The sequence below is a fragment of the Streptomyces sp. NPDC096136 genome, from assembly GCF_044763325.1.
In the GTDB taxonomy this organism is placed as follows: domain Bacteria; phylum Actinomycetota; class Actinomycetes; order Streptomycetales; family Streptomycetaceae; genus Streptomyces.
Map to the genome: position 1 here is coordinate 266,714 of NZ_JBIWFZ010000006.1, position 17,874 is coordinate 284,587.

Below are 17,874 nucleotides of genomic sequence, written 5' to 3' on the forward strand. Positions count from 1 at the left end.
GAGGGAAGCGGGCGAGCGGGGGAGGGGGCCGGTCAGGGGGCGGGGTCCGGTTCCGGCGGCGTGATCTCGCAGGCCGCCCGGAACCAGTCGACGGCCTCGGCGAGGACCGCCCCCGCCGCGGCGCGGTCGTCGCCGGCGACGACCACCGACGCGATCCGCGCGCTGCTGTGCTCGGCGACGCCGAGGAACGTGCCCACCGGCACGTTGAGGCGGTACTGGTCCACGCCGGGCACGTCACAGGTGCCCTCGGCGGGCGCCGCCGCCAGGGTTCCCGGGCTGCCGGGGAACAGGGCGAAGCCGGCGGTCCGTTCGGGCCGGTCCACGGGCGGGCGGTGAACGCTGTCGTCGCCGACGGCCTGGATGTACTCGCGGACCAGGTCCACACCGGTCGCCAGCCGGATCGTCTCGTAGATCTTGCCGCCGCCGACCCGGGAGGCGATCTCGTTGAGCAGGAGCGTGCCGTCCGCGGTGCGGAAGACCTCCGCGTGGAACGTGAGCGTGGGCCAGGCCGACAGGGCGCGCACCGCGCGGAGGGTCAGGTCGCGCAGCGGCCCGGTCAGCGGGTCGTGCGCATCGAGGGTGGTGCTGGTGAACACGGTGCCCTCGCGGTAGGTGAGCGCGGAGGTGCAGGCGGACGGCCACACCAGCACCGTGGTGCCCGCCACGACCAGCCCGTCGATGTGGAACAGCTCGTGCTCGACGTACGCCTCCGCCAGCAGCGCGGCTCCGTCGTCGTCCCCGAGCGGGGTGTGGGATGCGGCGTAGGCCGCCAGCCCGTCCGCGTCGCGCAGCACTTCCACGCCCGTCGACCCGGCGCCGCGCCGCGGCTTCACCACGAACGGGTAGCCGTGCTCGGCGGCGAACGCGTACAGGTCGGTGACGTGCGCGACGGGCGCGAACGGTGCCGTGCGGACGCCGGCCGCGGTGAGGACCTCCTTCATGCGGAGCTTGTCGCGGAACGCCTCCGCCTCGGCGGTGCCCTGGCCGTCGAGGCCCATCGCCTCCCGCAGGCGGGCCGCCCGCAGCAGGTCGTACTCGTTCATGGCGATGACCGCGTCGAAGCCGTGGCGCCGGTGCAGGTCGAGTGCGGTGGTCTCGACGGCCGCGTTCGCGTGGAAGCGGTCGAAGGTGACCACCTCGCGGTAGCCGGACAGCTCCGCCCGCGCGCGATCGGGGTCGGCGCTGATGGCGCCGGTGGAGGTGACGAGCACGACCTCGTGCGCGGGGCCGAGCCACTGGGCGTAGGGGGTGGTGGCGAGGTTGGAGCGGTTCAGGACGAGGATCCTCACGCGGCCGCCTCCTCGGGCGCAGCGGTCTCCATGCGGAACGCCGCCTCGACGTCCCGTACGAGGGCGGACACGTCGCGGTCGGCCGAAGTCCGCGCGAAGACCAGGCCGCTGACCGTGGAGGAGTCCATGAGCCCGCCGACCGTGTCGCCCGCCTTCAGCCGCATGTCGACCTCGATGACGCCGGGAATCGCGGTGAAGTCCTCCGCCGCGCTGATCGCCGTCACGGTGCCGCGCACGGCCGGGAACAGCATCTCGACGAGCAGGCCCGCGTCCGCGGCACCGGAGTCCGGGGCACCCGCTGCGGACGGGACCTCGTACGCTTCCCCGAAGCTGCTCGCGATGTACGCGCCCCAGGTGTCGAAGCCGCTGTCGAGCTGGAGCATGCGGCGGATGCCGCCGCCGCCCGGACGGCACGCGATCTCCCCGGCGAGGATGCCGTCGGCGGTCTCCAGCGCCTCGAAGTGGGTCACCCCGTCGCGCAGGCCCACCGCGCGGACGGCCCGCTCGTGCAGCTCGCGGACCACGGCCGCCTCCGCGGAGTCCTGGTCCAGCAGGTGGGAGCCGAAGACACCGCCCTCCCCGTAGGCGAGGACGGGCTTGAGGTAGCGCGACACCCGTACGTACGTCACCTCGCCGTCGGTGACGAGCCCGTCGCAGTGGTACTCGTTGAGAACGTCCAGGTACTGCTCGACCACGACCGGGAAGGCCTTCTCGGAGGTGGTGGCCGGGTGGGCCAGCCGGTCGAGGTACGCCTGCACGGCGGGCGTCGCGAGGTCGGCGGCGGAGCGCACGACCTCGGTCGCGTCCGCGCCGGCACCGATGACCGGCTTGACGATGGCCGGATAGCCGGTCTCCCCGAGTGCGGCGGCGAGCCCGGCCGCGTCGGCCGCGAGGGCATGCCGTGCGGTGGGCAGCCCGGCCTCCCGGAACCGCTGCTTCATGACCTGCTTGTCGGTGCAGTTGACCACCGTGTCGAACGAAGGCCCCGGCAGCCCGAGGTGGCTGCGCAGGTGGGCTGCCGCCTGGGAGGCGCGCTCCGAGAGCGCCAGCACGTGGGTGAACTCGCCGAGCTGCCGCGCCGCGGTGACCGCGGCGGTGACGGCTTCGGGGTCGTTGAGGTCGTCCACCAGGGCGAGCTCGGTGCCCTCCGGGTACTGGTCGACGAACCGCGGCTCGGTGACGAACAGGATGCGCAGGTCGCCCCGTTCGGCGAGCTGCCGGGCCTGCTTGGTATTGCCGGTGTTGGTGACGATGACGTGCTTCATGAGGTTCACGAGCTCCTGTCGGAACGGGGAAAAGGTGGTCGATCGCCCGGTACGGGCGTCGGAGCGGGGCCGGGGAACGCTTCGTGCGCCGTCGCCTCAGACGGCATCCGGTGCACGGCCGCCGTACCCGGCCAGCCCCAGGACCTCCGGCAGCGCGCCGATCCGGGGGCCGGCCCACGGGTGGTCCTCGCCGAGGTCGAGCAGCGCGGCGGTCATCCCGGCGCTCGACGCGCCGTCCAGTTCGTCGTCGTGGCCGTCTCCGACGTAGAGGCACGCACCGCTGTCCACGCCCAGCCGGCGGGCGGCGAGCAGGAAGATCTCCGGATCCGGCTTCATGAGCCCGGCTTCCGCCGAGAGCACGGACACGTCGATCAGCGGCCCCAGGTCCGAGGCGTCGAGCATGTCCCGGACGTCGGAGCTGCAGTTCGAGACCAGGCCGATCGGCACGCCCGAGGCCTTCAGCCTGGTCAGCGTCTCGACGGCGCCGTCGGCGGGACGGGCGAAGCCCCGGCCGTGGACGGTCCGGCGCACCAGCATGGCCTCGGCCTGCTGGGCTTCGTCCCACGGAGCGTCGAGGTCCTCGCGCAGGCCGTCGAGGTAGGCGCCCAGGGGGCCGGTCTCGCGCCGCACCCGGGTCTGCGCCCAGGGCCCGGCGAGTTCCTCCGGCCGCCGGCCCAGAGCCTGCGCCGTCTCGGTGAAGGCCTGCCGCTTCACGTCGTCGGGCAGCGGGACGAGCGTCTTCCACAGGTCGAAGACCACCGCGCGCACGGGACCCCGGCCGGGGGCCGCGGCGCTCATCGCCCGCCGTCCTCTGCCCGGGCCGCCACCGCGTCCGCCGGCCACACCCGTACGGCCGGAGCCGTCCAGTCCGAGTTGTCGACGATCACCTCCGCGTGCTCGGCCGGCGGGTGTTCGGCCAGGTACGCCCGCTGCGCCGGCAGGTACTTCGTGTGGTACTTGCCCATGACCTCCTCGCCCTGCGAGGGGACGTCCCGCGACCGGCCGCGGGCCAGTACGACGTCCTCGGCGACGTCGAGGTACACGAACAGGTCGATCAGGTCCCGGATTTCGTCGCGGAACAGGAACACCCCCTCGACCAGCACGATCGTCTCCGGCCCGACCTCGTACGTCCGGGTCAGCGTGTACGTGTCGGTGGGCAGGTCCAGCAGGGTCAGCTCCGCCGACAGCCGGCCGTCCTCCCTCACGGGCCGCAGCAGTTCCCCGGCGGCCCGGCCGAAGTCGATGCTGTGGTGGTAGTACGCCTCGGCCTCCGGCAGGTCGGAGCGGTAGCGGACGGCGCGCGGCCGGTGGAAGTCGTCGATCCGGACGAGCTGGTGGTCGGCTCCCCGGCGCTCGAACTCGGCGGCCAGCGCGGTGGCCAGCTGCGACTTGCCGGAGGTGTCCATGCCGGTCAGCCCGGCCACCAGCGGCCGGCCCGGCCGCTTGCGGCCCTGGAGCAGATCGGCCAGCTCCTCGACGAGCTGCTGCTGGTTGCGGACGCACGCGGCGGCGCCCGCCGTCGTCGTCTCGGTGGTCATACGGCGCTCTCCAGGGGAAGGGACGGGGACGGGGGAGTGGGCACGGAAGCGGCAACGGCCGCGGACGCGGTCGCGGCGAGCGGGCCGGCGTCCGCTCCGAGCCGGGCGAGGAGCCGGCCGGCGAGCCTGCCGTAGAGCCCGCTGCCGTAGACCGCGTGGTCGCGCAGGGCGTACGGCGTCGGCTCGACCCGCAGGACCGACAGCGCCGGAACGGGCCGCCCGGCGATCAGCGCCGTGCCGTCGTCCGTGTGCGCGAACCGCTCCGGCGAGCCGCTGGGGCGGGCGGGCCGGCCGTCGACCAGCACGTCGGGCGCGTGGCCGTGGTAGCCGAGCGCCTGGACCACCAGAGCGGCGTCGTCGAGCAGGTCCGCGGCCTCCGCGAGCCGGCCCGTGCGGATCAGCCGGGCACCCGGGACCCGGCCGTCCCACAGCGCGCAGTACAGGTCCCGCGACTCGTGCCGCAGACCCGAGTCGCGGAAGACGATGCCCGTCTCCGGGCAGACGTCGGTGGCCGGGTCGGCGGCCCGTTCGCGGCCCTCGACGTAGTCCCGCCGCGCCTCGGCGAGGCCGGGGTGGACCAGCCGCGCCGCACTGCGCTGGAGCACGTCGACGGCGGGGGGCCGGTAGCCGGGGTCGGTCGCGCGGATCTCGTCGAACAGCTCCAGCAGGACGCGGAGCACGGACATGGCACTGTGCGACGCGCCGGCGATGACGATCCGGCCGCCGTCCTCGCCGGGCCGTCCGAGCGCGGCCAGCTCCCGGCGCAGCGCGTCCCGCCCGCTGCGGCTGATGATCTGCGCGGACCGGCGCACCTTCGCCCTCCAGGGGGCGAGTTCGGCGTGCGGCCGCTCGGTGCGCCCCGTGGCGATGACCGCGTTCCGGCTCCGTACGGTCCGCCCGTCCGCGAGGCGGACCAGCACGGCCGAGCCCTCCTCGACGACGTCGATGCCGGTCACCTCAGTGCCCAGGGAGAGCCCGTCGGGCCCCAGGGCCGCGGCCACCGCCGTACCGACCCGGCCCAGCGCCGCGGCCAGGTGCGCCATGGGGACCGGCGCCTCGGCGTCGGCGACCCGGGCGACCAGCGGATCGTCCCTCAGCGCGGAGAAGGGACCGGTGGCGGAGAGCTCCTTGAGGAAGCGGGAGCCGATCGAGGTGCTGGTGATCGCGTAGTCCGCGAAGCCGCCGGGGCCGAAGGACGTGCCGCGCTCGAACACGGCGACCCGGTGGGAGAGGAGTTCGGGGGCGGAGGCGAGGAAGGTGGTGGCGCGGAACCCGCCGCCCACCAGGACGAGGCCGGGTTCCATCACGCGTGCTCCGTCAGCAGCGCGTCGAAGCGGTCGCAGATCAGCTCGGCCTCGGCCAGGGTCAGCGTGAGCGGCGGCCGGATCTTGAGCACGTTGCCGTTGCCGTAGCGCGAGGTGCGCAGGATCAGGCCGTGCTCCATCGCCTTGTCCGCGAGGTGGTTGGTCAGGGCGGTGTCGGGGGTGCCGTCCGTGTCGACGATCTCGATGCCGATCATCAGGCCCACGCCGCGGACGTCGGAGATCACCCGGTGGCGCTTCTTCATCTCCTCCAGCCGGCCCATGATCAGGTCACCGGTGGCGCGGACGTTCGCCAGGAACAGCGGGTCGTCGATCACGTCGAGCGTCGCCAGAGCGGCGGAGGCGGCCAGCAGGTTGGAGCCGTAGGTGAACGAGTGGTCGTTGGTGGGCAGGCCCGCCATCTCGTCGCTCGCGATGATCGCGGCCACCTGCGCGCCGGAACCGCCGAGGCCCTTGGCGACCGTCATCGCGTCCGGCTCGACGCCGAAGTGCTCGGCGGCGAACATGCGCCCGGTGCGGCCGATGCCGGTCTGGATCTCGTCGAAGATCAGCTTGATGCCGTGGGCGTCGCACAGCTCGCGCAGCTTGGTGAAGTAGCCGTCCGGCGGGACGATGTTGCCGCCGTTGCCGGAGATGGGCTCCACGAGGACGGCGGCGACGCTGCCGCTGCTCGCGAACTCCAGGAAGTCGTTGATGCGGTCCACGCACATCATGCGGCAGCTGCCGGCCTGCTGGCCGTAGAAGCAGCGGTGGCAGTACGGGTCCGGCACCTGCATGCCGCCCGGGTACAGCTGGGCGAACGGCGCCCGGCGGAAGGCGTTCCCGGACAGGCTGGCCATCATCATGGTCTGGCCGACGTGGCTGCGGAACAGCGTCACGACGTCGCGCTTGCCCGTGGCCCGCTGCGCCATCTTGATCGCGCCCTCGTTGGCGACCGATCCGCCGGACACTTTGAGGTGGGTCTTGGTGAGGCGCTTGGGGGCGAGGTCGGCCAGGCGCTTGGAGAGCCGGTTGATGGGCTCCGTCTGGAAGCTCGACGTGACGTGGATCAGCTCGTCGGCCTGGTCCTTGATCGCCTTGATGACGGCCGGGTGGCGGTAGCCGAGGCTGAGGTTGAACGTCGCGGAGGCGCAGTCGATGTATCCGCGGCCCTCGGAGTCGTAGAGGTAGACCCCTTCGCCGGTGACCATGCGCTGGTCGCTGACGGGGTAGTAGACGGCCTCGGGCGAGGTCTCGCCGGATACGACGGCGCTCAGGACGGGGTCCGGGATCGCGCCGGGCACGAGGTCACCGGGGGAAGCGAGGATGGACATGGGTGTGCCCTTCTTGGGAGGATTTCTGGCGGTGCGCGCTTGAGGTGCGCTGGCGATGAGGGCGTGCGGACTCCTGGAGTCCGGCACGTGTGGACGGGGTGCGCGTGGGCACCACGGACCGGCCCGGGGCGCCCGGAGGTGCGGGCGGCGGGCAAGCAGGGGGACGGGCGGGTGGGAGGCCGGGGTGCGGCCTCAGAAGACGCCCTGGATGTCGGTGGTGGCCGGCAGGACGCGTGCGCCGACCATCATGCGCCGCGCCCAGCCCGGCAGGGCGCTGTGGGAGTAGAAGCGCCGCAGCCAGCGGTCCTGCCCGTCGTAGCGGGGAGTGAAGGCGGAGCGGCCGTGGGCGGCGATGTGGTTGTCGACGAGGAGCAGGTCACCGGGTTCCAGGACGACTTCGGTGCACACGGCTTCGAGTGCTTCGGCCAGGGCCCGCAGGGCCTGTGCGGCTTCGGGGTCCGCCGCCCTGGTGTTGAACGAGTCGTAGCGGAAGAACTCGCCGCCCGGGGCGCCGAAGAGGACCCGGTGCCGGCCCGTGGCGGGCCGTTCGCCGGAGGCGCCCCGCGTGAACGAGGTCGGGAACAGGCTCTCGAAGCGCAGTTCCCGCAGGATGACGGCCTCGTCCTCCCTCAAGCGGGTCAGGGCCCGCCGGACGGAGGCCACGCGGGTGGCGGTGGTCCGCTCGTGCCCTTGGCGCAGGCTGAGCAGACCCAGGTGGTCGGGGCGCAGCGGATGGTGGACGTTCTCGGTGTGGAAGTCGAAGGCCACCGAGCCGCTGTTCTCCATCCGGTGCTCCTCGCCCCGCACCGGGTGGACGTCGTGGAAGAGGTCGCCCTTCTTCTCGTCGGCGTAGCCGATGAGGCTGCCGAGGATGTCGGCCGTCAGGGCGAGCGTTCCGTTGGTGGGGTGTCCGGCCAGTGCCCGTGACCCGTATTCCACGGGTGTGCTCGGGAGTTCCCCCGTGGACACCCCCTTCACCAGCAGGTAGCCGCTGTCCGACGCTCCCTCGCGGAACTCGGTCAGCGCGGTGCGCAGCGCGTGGGGGACGTCCGGGAGGAGTTCCGAGAGGTCGAAGGACGGGGAGTGTTCCAGGAGTGACACCACCTCGTGCGACAGGTTCCACAACCCCTCGCTCTCGGCCTGGGTGAGGTGGACGACCGACCCTGCCACGTGTCGTTCTGCTATGGCGAGTGCCACTCCTGCTCCTTGGATTGCGGGGGTTCCGGCGGGCGGGGGCGGGGTCCGCCGACGGAAGGGGGATGGGCTGTGCTGGTGGTGCTGGGCCGGCGCGGCACGTCGCGTGGTGCACGGTGGCGTGGAACGCCGCCGAACGCCGCCGAACGCCGTCGTGCCGCCGGAATGCGCGTGCTCGTCCGCCTCGGCCACCGGAGGCGGCGGTGGCAGGAGCGGCAAGCGCCGTCAGCCGGCCGCGCCGCCGGTGCCCGCGGGCAGCGGGACACGGTCGTCCCGGCCGGTGCGCCGCTGCCCGAGATGGGAGGCGAGCGCCTCCCAGAGCCTGGCGTGCGACTCCGCGAGCCGGGCGACGGTGTCCAGCCGGTGCGGCGGAACGTGCGCGGCGATGCCCTCGATCCCGTCCGCGAGCACACAGGAGACGTCGAGGGCGCGCAGCAGCGCGCGGCCGCTCTCGGTGAGCCGCAGGGAGGGGTCCTGGGTCAGAGACGCCAGTGCGGGGCGCAGCGCGGTGACTGCCGTCGCCGGCAGGGCCGTCCCACCGGTCCGGGGCGTCGGGACCAGGCCGGCCCGCCCGGGCCGGGCCCCGGTGCCCCGGCGGGGTACGGGATCCTCGCCGCGGCGCCTGCGTTCGCGTACGTCGGCCACGGTGGCCGGTGACAGTCCGGCCGCGCGGGCGACCTGTCGCAGGGAGGCGTGCGGATCGTCGTTGAGCAGCCCGTCGGCGAGTTGCCGGCGGGCGGCGGAGTCGAGGGGCCGGGCCCGGCCGTCGAGGCCGAGCCGTCGTTCGTGCGGTGGGGTGGCGGACCCGCTCTCCCGCCGGAGCGCTGCGACGCGCTTTCCCGGTAGTCCGGTGAGAGCGGCCAGCGCCCGGTCGGACCACTCGGGCTGCACGCGGAGCACGTGCCGGGCCGCGGCGGTACGTTCCGCCACGGGCGGAACCATGCCGTGCGCGACGTCGACCAGCACCGACAGCATGTCGCCGTCTTCCTCCGTGCCGTCGAAGAGGCGCGCCCGGATGTGGGTGCGGCCGCGGAGCGCGGCGGCGCGGGCCCGGCACACGCCGTCGATGACGAGCATCGTCGAGCGGTGCACGAGGACCGGCGCGAGGTCCTCCTGGGAAGCGGCGAGCGTCCGTGCGTACTGCTCGTCCTCCTCGGCATTGCGCGGCGCGTGCGCCGTGTGGAGGTCCCGCAGCGGGACGGGCTCCACGGTCGAGGTGGGGGACAGCCGGTCGAGGAACGCCGTGAGCCGGCGCGCCCCGGCGCCCCGGTGCGGGGCGCGACTGCCCGACCCGGGCTCCGTCACTTGGCGGCAGGCGGCTTGATCTCCTGCCAGCCGGAGTCGCGCGGGCAGCCGAAGCCGGGGGAAGAGCAGCTGGTGCCGGGCTGCAGGGTGAATATCGGGGTGCGGGGGTGCTCGGGGGTGACGGTGCCGGCGCTCGCGGTGCCGGCACCGAGCAGCACGGTGGTGGCCGCGATCAGCGACAGGGCCAGGCCCTTGGTCTTCTTCATGTTCATGCTCCGTTCCTCGTTCGTTCTCCTGGACGACCACGAGTCTGCCCCGGCGCGAGTGCCAGGAGAAGGGAGATCGGGAGGGTCAAAATGGCCATGTCCGCCCTAGGCCACGGGCGGTTGCGGAAGCGGAACGTCCTCCCAGACGGCCGTCCACCCCCCCAGCTCCGGCCGGGCGGCGACCGCGGCGTGCCACGCCCGCTCGCAAGCGGAAGCAGCGGCCTGCTGCGTAGTGGCGACGATGTACATGCCGAGTACGGGTCGTGCTCCCGGTGCGGCGCGCTGGACGACGTGTTCGACGCCCCGTATCCCCGCCGCAGCGGCGGCGGACGCGACGGCGGCCGCGGTGTCGACGGGGAAGGGGCCGCTGACGCCGGGGCGCGGGGTCAGGGATGCGCAGATCAGGAACATGGTTTAGACCATGCGGGATTCGGGGCCCCAGTGCCAGGGGTTGCAGTTGGCCACTTCTGGACGCGCCGCCCGGGCCGGGCCGCTCCGGGACGGCCCGGAGCAATAGAATGCGGCGCAGGCCGTCCGCATACCGGACCGGATCGTCGCAGGTCGGAGTAGGTCGGCACGGGATCCCGGCGCGGACCACCCGCTCGAACCACCCGCACCACTCGCACGACTCGAACCACCCGCACGACTCGCACCACAAGGGAACGTTCATGCTTGGTCCACTCGGCCTCAGCGCCGCAGCCGAAGCGGTCTACCGGGAGTTGCTGGCTCACCCGCTGTCCGGAGTGGCCGAGCTCTCCGGACAGCTGGAGCTGTCCGAGGACGCCGTGCGCGACGCCCTCGACCAGCTCTTCGAGCTGGCCCTGATCCGCACGTCCTCGGCGGACGAGTCCCCGATGCGCGCCATCAGCCCCGACCTCGGGCTCATGAAACTCCTCGCGCGCCGCCAGGCGGAGCTGGCCGAGCAGCAGCAGCACGTGGAGCAGAGCCGAGCGGCGACAGCCGAGCTCATCGCCCAGTACGCCCAGCGCGACACCATGTCGATGGGCGCCGGCATCCGCTACCTCCGCGGCATCGACGCGATCCGCGACCACCTGGAAGCCCTCAACGACGACGTCAAGGAGGAGTTCCTCACCTTCGCCCCCGGCGGCCCCCAGACGCCCGCCAACATGGAGGCCTCGCGCCCGCTCAACCGCCGCCTCCTCTCCCGCGGCATCACGATGCGCACCGTCTACCTGGACAGCATCCGCCGCGACGCCCCCACCGCCGGCCACGCGGCCTGGCTCACCGAGCAGGGAGCACACATCCGCACGGTGCCGACCCTGCCCAACCGCATGATCATCATCGACCGGCGCTCGGCCCTGATCGCCTCCGACTCCGACAGCACCGCCGACGGCGCACTGGCCATCACGGACCCCGGCGTGATCTCCCTGATGTGCCGCCTGTTCGACCTCGTGTGGGACTCCGCCGAACCCTTCGGCGCCGCGCCCCAGCGCTCCTCCGGCGAACTGACCCGCCAGCAGACCGAGGTCGTGCGCCTGATGGCGGAGGGCCGCACCGACGAGTCGATCGCCAACAGCATGGGCATCTCCACCCGCACCGCCCGCCGTCTGACCACCGGCCTGCTCACCCATCTCGGCGCCCGCAGCCGCTTCCAGGCCGGCGTCCGTGCCGTACAGCTGGGATACCTGCCGTCCCACCTCTGACGGGCGGTGCGGACGACGGCTCTCCGCCCACCGGACCGCACCCCCGGGGCGTAGCCTCCCGGCCCAGCCGTCCGACGCGAACACCTCGCCGACACCACCACCCGCCGAGGCCGGAGCATCCGCTTCGCGAACAGGACATCGCGGAGGGCGCTTTCGCGGTCCGCGAGGCGGCGGTGCTGCCGACTGGCTTCGACCGGGCCTCTCCTCCGCCGGGATGACGGTGGTCGATCCGCTCCACGGCTGAATCCATCGAGGACGTGGCCGGGACGGCGGGCGTGGCGTCGGGATTCGTGCGGGTCGTCAGGCGATGATCGCGCAGTGCGACTTGATCACGTGTCCTATGCGGTGGCCCGCGACAGCTTCGTCTCGACCGTCCAGTGGATCGGATCGGCCCTGGGCGCCGGATTCGTGGACGGGGGCGTGCACCCGCGATTCGGCACCCGCAACTTCATCCTCCCGCTGAGCGGCGGTACCTACGTCGAGGTCGTCACCACGCTCGACCACCCCGCCGCCGACCGCGCACCCTTCGGCCAGGCGGTCGCGCGCCGCGCCGCCGAGGGCGGCGGCTGGCTCGGCTGGGTGGTCTCCGTCGACGACATCGCCCCGGTCGAGGCCCGCCTCGGCCGCACCTCGGCCGAGGGCCACCGTGTCCGCCCCGACGGGTTCGACCTGAGGTGGAAGCAGATCGGCCTGCTGGAACTGATGGAGGACCCGCAACTGCCGTACTTCCTCCAGTGGCTGGTCCCCGACGCGGAGCGCCCGAGCGCCGACCCCCGCACCTCCACCACCATCCACGGGGTCTCCATCGCCGGCGACGCCGCCTCCATCGCCGAATTCCTCGGCGAACCGGCCGACCACCCCCTCGACCAGATCGACGTCGCCTGGGTCGAGGACGAGGAACCGGGCCTGGTCTCGGTCGAGTTCGCCACCGCCCATGGCCGGGTCACGATCTGAAACGGGGATCCGCCCTCCTCACCCTCGCGCGGCGGCTTCCCAGGCAGCGGTGACACAGGCCCTCTTCCCAGTGCCACCACTCCACTCCTTCGCCTCGCCATGCTCCGACGGCTCGCGGACTTTCCGCAGCTCCGCCCGCGGCGGGACGTCCGAGGCCACCATCCGGAACTGCCGGATCTCTTCGCCCGTCGTCCCGGGGCGGTGGAAGACCTCCGGCACGCTCTGCCGGGCGGCGGCAGAGCCGTCGTCCTTCCGGATGGACGATCCCCGCCCCTCTCACGCCTCGGCAGGATCGGCCTCACCGTCGGTACGGCGGCCGTGTCGGCCACCGGTCTGGCCACCAACGCGCAGGCCGCCCCGGGAACGATCCGGTATTTCGACGTCAATCAAAACGAGTTCCGGGTCTCCAACCCGCCGGACAACGTCTGTCTCGCTCTCCAGGTCCGGGCGGATCTGATCGAAAACGAGACGAACAAGAGGATGACCATCTACCTCGGCACCGCCTGCGCGACCCGCGTCACCACGATCGGCCCTGGGGAAGACGAGCGCGACGGATCAGATCTTGCCGCAGTAGTAGTTGGTCTTCGAGTTGAAGGACCAGTACATGGCGTTGCGGGTCTGCGGGCCGTAGGTGCCGTCGACGCCGATGTGCATCCGGTCCTGGAAGACGCGGACGGCGGCGGCCGTCTCGTCGCCGTAGATGCCGTCCAGGTCCAGGCTGTTGGCGCCGTTGCAGATGTAGAGCGTGTACTGGAGGCGGTAGACGGCGTTGCTGGTCATGCCCTTGCGCAGGACGCAGTTGGTGGAGCCGCTCGACGTGGACGGGACGTCGGTGTAGAAGTCGCCCTGCCAGATCCGGGTCTCACTGGTGCAGGAAGGCGTGGCCGCGCTCGCGGTCGGAGCGAAACCGACGAGGGTGGCCGCGATCGATGCCGCCGTCATGCCGAGTGCGGCGATGCGTCGCTTCATGAGGTGCTCCCGTATCGGGGTGGAGAAAGGATCCGGGACACCCCCCGCGGCATCCCGAACGAATCCGGCCACCGGCCGGACGGCGATCATCATACGATCTGAATCCGAACTGGCAAGCGAATCAAGGTGGTTGGCGTGGCACGACCTGTTCGCGCGGGCTACGACCGGCAGTGAAGCCGCGCCGACTTCCCGGCGCCGAACGCCGCGGTGATCCAGGCGATCACCGCCCTGCGCCTCCGTCCCCTCCCTCGCTCCGTACAACGCCCGGGCCGGCGTGCCGGTCGCGTCCGGCCCAGGTGACCGCGATGCGCACCAGGGTCTTGTCGACGACGTCTCCGGCGGGCAGCACGTGGCCGGGCGTGTCCGCGGGCAGCAGGGTCAGCACGGGGCGGGCGCCGCCGCGCAGTTCCCGGTCCCAGGTACGGACGGCGTCGGCCAGGGTGTCGGCGGCGGTCTTGCCGTCGGGCCCGAACCCCAGGACGCGGAACTCCCACGTGGGCGCACCGCCCTGCCCTTCTTCTTCGAGGCGTTCGATGACCACGCAGGCCAGGGAACTGCCGGACACCATCGCCATCGGGTCGATGCTCTTCGGCAGCCGGATGGGGCCCGGCCGTCCACGGTCCCCCGTCAGGCGGCAGAACCCGGGGACAGTGGTGGCCAGCCACAGCTGGAGGTGTTCGAAGGACTCGTTCTCGGCCACGGTCACCCCGGTCCGCACCTCGGTTCCCGCCGTCGTCAGGGCGCGGTCGAGGCCGTCGAGGGGAGCCGGGGCGGTGTCCTCCCAGCGGATGGCGTAGCCGCTCTCGCCGATCGGGTCCGGTGCCTCGTCCCACCGGCCGGCGCCCTGCATCGGAACGAACCCGCAGGCGCCGACCCAGGTCGAAGCCAGCCGGTCGGCCTCCTTCCGCAATCCGAGGGCCCGGGTGAAACCGCCGATCCGCAACGGCACCACCAGGTGCCGGCCTTCGGCCAACTGCGTGCGCCAGGCGGCCGGGACGTCGTTCGCACCGGCGGTGACGAGGATGGCGTCGAAGCCTGCGGCCGGTACGAGCGGGCCGGGCGCTCCGTGGGTCCCGTCGCCGAGGACGGCCCGGACACGGTCCGCGTACCCCGTCTCGGCCAGGAACCGGAGCGTGCGGCCGTGCACGTAGGGGTCGATCTCCACGCAGACCACCGACCCGGTCGGGCCGACGAGCTCGGCGGCCAGGCACGCGTTGTAGCCGCCGCCCCCGATCTCCAGCACTCGGTCGCCCGGCCGCAGACCGGCTTCGCGGAGCATGACGGCCTGCATCTCGGGTTGGGACACCGAGCTCATCGACCGGCCGGTCGCCTCGTCGAAGACGGTCGCCACGGCCTCGTTCGCGTACGCCCTGAGGAGTGGCTGCTCGGGCAGGAAGGCGTGCCGGGGCACCATGGCGAACGCCCGCCGGAGCTCGGGGGTGTCGGTCCACCCCGCCGCCGTGAGGTCTCGGACCAGCTGCTCGCGGAGCCGGACCGCCGCGGCCGGCTCGCCGAAGGCCGGTGCAACCGGTCCGGCAGGCCGGGGAGTGTGGTGTGCGGCGGGCACGTCGGGCAGCAGGCCCGGCCAGGCGAGGTTCACGGCCTGGGCGCTGGCCGTGAACAGCGGCTGCGGCAGGTTCCGCAGGTCGGACAGGTTGTGCCACTCCCAGCGGGAAGGATTCGCCTCCCGCACCGTCGGCTCGCCGGTGAAGGCGGTGATCCGGGCGACCTCGGTGACACGGGTGAACCCGCCGCTCGTGGCGTCACACAGCGTGCCGAGCAGCAGCACCGCTTCCGGTTGCGCGACCAGCCCGGATTCTCCCCGCAGTTCCCGGACGGCCGTGACCTCGAAGGGTTCGCCCGGCTCGACCTTCCCGGCGGGCAGCTCCCACAGGGTGCGCGCGCTGTTCCAGCCGAGGAGGACCTGGCCGCGGGCGTTGGTGACGACGACGGCGACGCCCGCCATGGCGGCCGGTGGCGTCGGTGTCCCCTTCTCCGCGTAGGCGAGGGACGCGGTCCTCGGGCCGCGCAGCAGCAGGACCGTGGACTCTCCGGCCTCGATGCGCTCGGCGTGGTCCCAGGCGTCGCACAGCTGCCCGATCTCGATGTCGTCCAGGCAGATCCCGCGGAGCCCGGGCGGGTGCCGGTCGGCGTGCGGGGTGATCACGCACATGGTGCCGTTCTCGTCGAGGAGGGCGGCGAGTTCGGCGACCGTGCGGGTGCGGTCGGGCAGGTGGGCCAGGACCCGACGCATGGTGATGAGCCGGTACCCGCCGCTCTCGGCGGTGAGGCGGGCGAGGTCGCCGCCGGTGACGTCGAGGCGCCGGTAGGTGATCCCGTCCGGGCCGGCGGCTTCGGCCCGGTCGAGGGCGGACTGGGCCCAGTCCACCGCGTCGACCTGGAACCCGGCAGCGGCGAGGGCACGGGCGAGTTCCCCGGTCCCGCAGGCCACGTCCAAGGCGCGTGCCTCCCGGGCGTCCTCGGGCAGGGCCAGGCGCTCGGTGAGGACGGTCTTCTCGGTGTCGCCCAGCGGGCGGAAGTCGCGGCCGGCGTCGTAGTGGGCGTGCCAGTCCTGTGCGGTGTGGGTGGTGCTCATGAGGTGTGTGCTCCCTCTGGGGTGGGTGGGTGGGTGGGTCAGGAAGGGGCGGTGGGGTGTTGGGAGGCGGGTCCGTAGCGGGCGGCGGGCCGGCTGGCGCCCCGCAACGGCTCAGCGGGCCTGCCGGGTTCGGCCGCGCCGAGCTCGGCCGCGTACTCCTCGAAAGGGTCACGAGGCGGGATTGCGGCACGGGGGGGGGTTCTTCCTCGAACGGGCTGGTGGGCCTGCTGGGCCGGGTTCAGGGGTGGTGGACGGCGTGGAGACGGCGCAGGGTGCGGTGGCCCCGTTCGGTGACCTCGGGGTCGTCGTGGCGGCTGCCGTAGGCGATGCCGGAGACGGCGTCGAAGGCCGCCTCGCAGTCCAGCCGTAGCTCCTCGGCGGGGGTGAGGGGCCGGCCGTAGCCGTCGAGGAACGCGTCACGCAGGTCCGGGCGGCCGGTCCAGGCGTCGCTGAGGCGCACCAGGTCCCGGGTCGCGGTGTTGTAGTCGGAGCGCTCGAAGTCGAAGAGGAGCGGTTCGCCGTCGTCTCCGATCAGGACGTTGCGGTACTGGAGGTCCCCGTGCGTGGGCACGAGCGGGGGCAGCGGCAGGTCCGCGTAGGTGCGGGCGAGGGCGAGGACCAGGTCCTCGTCGCCGTCGGCCAGGTACGGGCGGGCGCCCTCCACGTGGCGCTTGACCTTGTCGGCGGCCTCGGTGGCCTCGGCGGCCGTGGCGGATTCGGCGGCCCGCTCGGGTGCGCCGCGGTGCAGGGCGCGGGTGAGACGACCCAGGCCGCGCTGGATGTGCGCCTCGTCGGCCGGGTCCAGGACCATGCCGTGCAGCGGGCGCCCGGGCAGGGCGGTGACGACGACGGCCCGGGCCTCGGTGTCGGCCGCGACGAGCCGGGGAGCCCGCGGCCCCAGGGCCGGTACCCATGACCGGTACGCGAAGACTTCCCGGCCGTGGAACCTCTGCCCGCGGTGGCGCTTCAGGTACCAGGTGCCGCCCCCGGACCCGGTGAGCTTCCAGACCCGGCTGCCGGTGCGGACCCAGGACACCTCTGACGCTCGCGCGATCCGGCCGACGGCCCGCTCGGCGAACACCCGCAGCGGGTGCGGTAGCTCCACCTCGCCGACGGGCCGTCCGGCCAGGAGGCGGGTCCGGACGGCGGCGTCCGGGCCGTACTCGACGGCGTCGTCCGGCTGCTGGAAGTGCACGGCCGCGGGCAGGCCCGCGCGGTAGGCGTCCAGACCGGCCCGGCAGTACGCCACCATCGGGTCGGGCAGGGCGTCCAGCGGATACCAGCCCATGCCGTCGCAGCGGTCCGGCTCCATGATCCGGGGCCGCCCCGACCAGCGGCGTACCTCGAAGAAGACGCCGATCCGGGAGCGGGATCCCGTCGGTGGCCGGTGGTGGACGGTGACCGCCGCCGTCACGTCCTCCGAGTCGATGGGTACGCCCGTCTCCTCGCGGGCCTCCCGGATGACGGCCTCGACCATGTCCTCATCGGGTTCGAGGTGCCCCGACGGAAGGTGCCAGAGCCCCGTCGCGTACACCGGTCCGGCCCGGCGGGACAGCAGTACCTCCGGGCCGCTGTCACCCTCGCGGCGCAGGATCAGGTGGACGTCCACCGGCACCGTGTGCCGCGCCCCGCCGCTCACAGCGTGGCTGCCTTCGCCCCGGCCGGTTCCCGGGCCGGGAGTTGAACGGGCGGGTCGGGCAGCCGGGGGCGGTAGCGTGCGCAGGGGTGGTGCACCGAGTCGAACAGGGACACGGGTCTCCGATCTCGTGGTACGTGCAGGGGCGTTCAGCCGCGGGTGCGGGTGCGGGTGCGGGTACGGGTACGGGTGTCGGGGACCTGGGGCAGCCAGCGCACGGCACTCTCACGGAAGCTCTGGTTGACGGGGACCAGGTCCGGTGGGTTGCCGAGAGCGGAGAGGGTGACCGCGATGGTGGTGGCGCCGTCGTCGAAGGCGCAGATCTGGCTGCCGCAGTCCGGGCAGAAGCCGCGCCTGGAGTCGGGCCACGTGTAGTGCCACGACGGCTCGGCGCCGGACCAGACCAGTCGGTCGAGCGGGAAGGACACCCACGACATCATCGGTCCCCCCGACAGGCGCTGGCAGTCCCGGCAACTGCAGGTGTGGGGGTAGTCGGGCTCTCCGGTGACCGTGAACCGGACCTTCCTGCACTGGCAACTGCCGGAGCGGGGAGTGGTGACAGGGGCGGGCGAGGTCATCGGCTCGTCTCCCGGTGGTTCGCGAGATCGCGGACGTGCGACCGG

General features: G+C 73.1%; 16 protein-coding genes. 2 read left to right on the top strand and 14 right to left on the bottom strand.

From position 1 onward, the window contains the following. Positions 1-32 precede the first annotated feature (32 nt). The 10 genes from ACIRBY_RS15710 to ACIRBY_RS15755 all read right to left on the bottom strand — a co-directional run bounded on the left by ACIRBY_RS15710 (position 33) and on the right by ACIRBY_RS15755 (position 9,843). Positions 33-1,289: an acetyl-CoA carboxylase biotin carboxylase subunit family protein gene (locus ACIRBY_RS15710; protein WP_403900951.1), complete on the bottom strand. Its 1,257-nt coding sequence runs from the start codon at positions 1,287-1,289 to the stop codon at positions 33-35. After that, entirely contained in the window at positions 1,286-2,554 is a 1,269-nt protein-coding gene (locus tag ACIRBY_RS15715; RefSeq protein WP_403901140.1) for a hypothetical protein, read from the bottom strand. Before ACIRBY_RS15715 ends, ACIRBY_RS15710 begins: the two co-directional genes overlap by 4 nt. A 96-nt stretch (positions 2,555-2,650) precedes the next feature. After that, positions 2,651-3,352, bottom strand: coding sequence for an HAD family hydrolase (locus tag ACIRBY_RS15720; RefSeq protein WP_403900952.1), 702 nt, complete (start codon positions 3,350-3,352; stop codon positions 2,651-2,653). After that, on the bottom strand, positions 3,349-4,092 hold the full coding sequence (locus tag ACIRBY_RS15725) for a hypothetical protein (protein ID WP_403900953.1): 744 nt from the start codon (positions 4,090-4,092) through the stop codon (positions 3,349-3,351). Before ACIRBY_RS15725 ends, ACIRBY_RS15720 begins: the two co-directional genes overlap by 4 nt. Continuing rightward, positions 4,089-5,399, bottom strand: a complete 1,311-nt coding sequence (locus tag ACIRBY_RS15730; protein WP_403900954.1) for a hypothetical protein — start codon at positions 5,397-5,399, stop codon at positions 4,089-4,091. The genes ACIRBY_RS15725 and ACIRBY_RS15730 overlap by 4 nt, the downstream gene beginning before the upstream one ends. Then, on the bottom strand, positions 5,396-6,727 hold the full coding sequence (locus tag ACIRBY_RS15735) for an aspartate aminotransferase family protein (RefSeq protein ID WP_403900955.1): 1,332 nt from the start codon (positions 6,725-6,727) through the stop codon (positions 5,396-5,398). The genes ACIRBY_RS15730 and ACIRBY_RS15735 overlap by 4 nt, the downstream gene beginning before the upstream one ends. A 192-nt stretch (positions 6,728-6,919) precedes the next feature. Beyond that, on the bottom strand, positions 6,920-7,924 hold the full coding sequence (locus ACIRBY_RS15740; RefSeq protein ID WP_403900956.1) for a TauD/TfdA family dioxygenase: 1,005 nt from the start codon (positions 7,922-7,924) through the stop codon (positions 6,920-6,922). A 222-nt stretch (positions 7,925-8,146) separates the two neighbouring features. Beyond that, positions 8,147-9,226, bottom strand: a complete 1,080-nt coding sequence (locus tag ACIRBY_RS15745) for a hypothetical protein (RefSeq protein WP_403900957.1) — start codon at positions 9,224-9,226, stop codon at positions 8,147-8,149. Next, positions 9,223-9,438, bottom strand: a complete 216-nt coding sequence (locus tag ACIRBY_RS15750; RefSeq protein ID WP_403900958.1) for a hypothetical protein — start codon at positions 9,436-9,438, stop codon at positions 9,223-9,225. Before ACIRBY_RS15750 ends, ACIRBY_RS15745 begins: the two co-directional genes overlap by 4 nt. Positions 9,439-9,537: 99 nt before the next feature. Then, positions 9,538-9,843: a hypothetical protein gene (locus tag ACIRBY_RS15755; protein ID WP_403900959.1), complete on the bottom strand. Its 306-nt coding sequence runs from the start codon at positions 9,841-9,843 to the stop codon at positions 9,538-9,540. A gap of 257 nt (positions 9,844-10,100) precedes the next feature. Between ACIRBY_RS15755 and ACIRBY_RS15760 the strand changes: the two genes are divergently transcribed. Continuing rightward, positions 10,101-11,096 carry a LuxR C-terminal-related transcriptional regulator gene (locus ACIRBY_RS15760; protein WP_403900960.1) on the top strand — a complete coding sequence of 332 codons (996 nt, stop codon included), beginning with the start codon at positions 10,101-10,103 and terminating at the stop codon, positions 11,094-11,096. 318 nt (positions 11,097-11,414) lie between these two features. Next, positions 11,415-12,050 (top strand): VOC family protein, encoded by a 636-nt coding sequence (locus ACIRBY_RS15765; protein ID WP_403900961.1) that lies wholly within the window; start codon positions 11,415-11,417, stop codon positions 12,048-12,050. Positions 12,051-12,605: 555 nt separating this feature from the next. On the opposite strand, the gene ACIRBY_RS15770 is transcribed toward ACIRBY_RS15765, so the two are convergent. From ACIRBY_RS15770 to ACIRBY_RS15785, 4 genes are all read right to left on the bottom strand, one after another. Then, on the bottom strand, positions 12,606-13,019 hold the full coding sequence (locus ACIRBY_RS15770) for a peptidoglycan-binding protein (RefSeq protein WP_403900962.1): 414 nt from the start codon (positions 13,017-13,019) through the stop codon (positions 12,606-12,608). Positions 13,020-13,239: 220 nt separating this feature from the next. Continuing rightward, positions 13,240-15,615: a methyltransferase, FxLD system gene (gene fxlM / locus ACIRBY_RS15775; protein WP_403900963.1), complete on the bottom strand. Its 2,376-nt coding sequence runs from the start codon at positions 15,613-15,615 to the stop codon at positions 13,240-13,242. Between the two features lie 238 nt (positions 15,616-15,853). Beyond that, positions 15,854-17,254 (bottom strand): phosphotransferase, encoded by a 1,401-nt coding sequence (locus ACIRBY_RS15780; RefSeq protein WP_403900964.1) that lies wholly within the window; start codon positions 17,252-17,254, stop codon positions 15,854-15,856. A 146-nt stretch (positions 17,255-17,400) separates the two neighbouring features. Next, positions 17,401-17,829 carry a GFA family protein gene (locus ACIRBY_RS15785; RefSeq protein WP_403900965.1) on the bottom strand — a complete coding sequence of 143 codons (429 nt, stop codon included), beginning with the start codon at positions 17,827-17,829 and terminating at the stop codon, positions 17,401-17,403. Positions 17,830-17,874: the final 45 nt, after the last annotated feature.

What these genes read in the sequence shown, in the direction of transcription:
- ACIRBY_RS15715 (WP_403901140.1), bottom strand. Translation starts at nt 2,554, where the DNA reads ATGAAGCACGTCATCGTCACCAACACCGGCAATACCAAGCAGGCCCGG.
- ACIRBY_RS15720 (WP_403900952.1), bottom strand. Translation starts at nt 3,352, where the DNA reads ATGAGCGCCGCGGCCCCCGGCCGGGGTCCCGTGCGCGCGGTGGTCTTC.
- ACIRBY_RS15725 (WP_403900953.1), bottom strand. Translation starts at nt 4,092, where the DNA reads ATGACCACCGAGACGACGACGGCGGGCGCCGCCGCGTGCGTCCGCAAC.
- ACIRBY_RS15735 (WP_403900955.1), bottom strand. Translation starts at nt 6,727, where the DNA reads ATGTCCATCCTCGCTTCCCCCGGTGACCTCGTGCCCGGCGCGATCCCG.
- ACIRBY_RS15750 (WP_403900958.1), bottom strand. Translation starts at nt 9,438, where the DNA reads ATGAACATGAAGAAGACCAAGGGCCTGGCCCTGTCGCTGATCGCGGCC.
- ACIRBY_RS15755 (WP_403900959.1), bottom strand. Translation starts at nt 9,843, where the DNA reads ATGTTCCTGATCTGCGCATCCCTGACCCCGCGCCCCGGCGTCAGCGGC.
- ACIRBY_RS15760 (WP_403900960.1), top strand. Translation starts at nt 10,101, where the DNA reads ATGCTTGGTCCACTCGGCCTCAGCGCCGCAGCCGAAGCGGTCTACCGG.
- ACIRBY_RS15770 (WP_403900962.1), bottom strand. Translation starts at nt 13,019, where the DNA reads ATGAAGCGACGCATCGCCGCACTCGGCATGACGGCGGCATCGATCGCG.
- fxlM (WP_403900963.1), bottom strand. Translation starts at nt 15,615, where the DNA reads ATGAGCACCACCCACACCGCACAGGACTGGCACGCCCACTACGACGCC.
- ACIRBY_RS15785 (WP_403900965.1), bottom strand. Translation starts at nt 17,829, where the DNA reads ATGACCTCGCCCGCCCCTGTCACCACTCCCCGCTCCGGCAGTTGCCAG.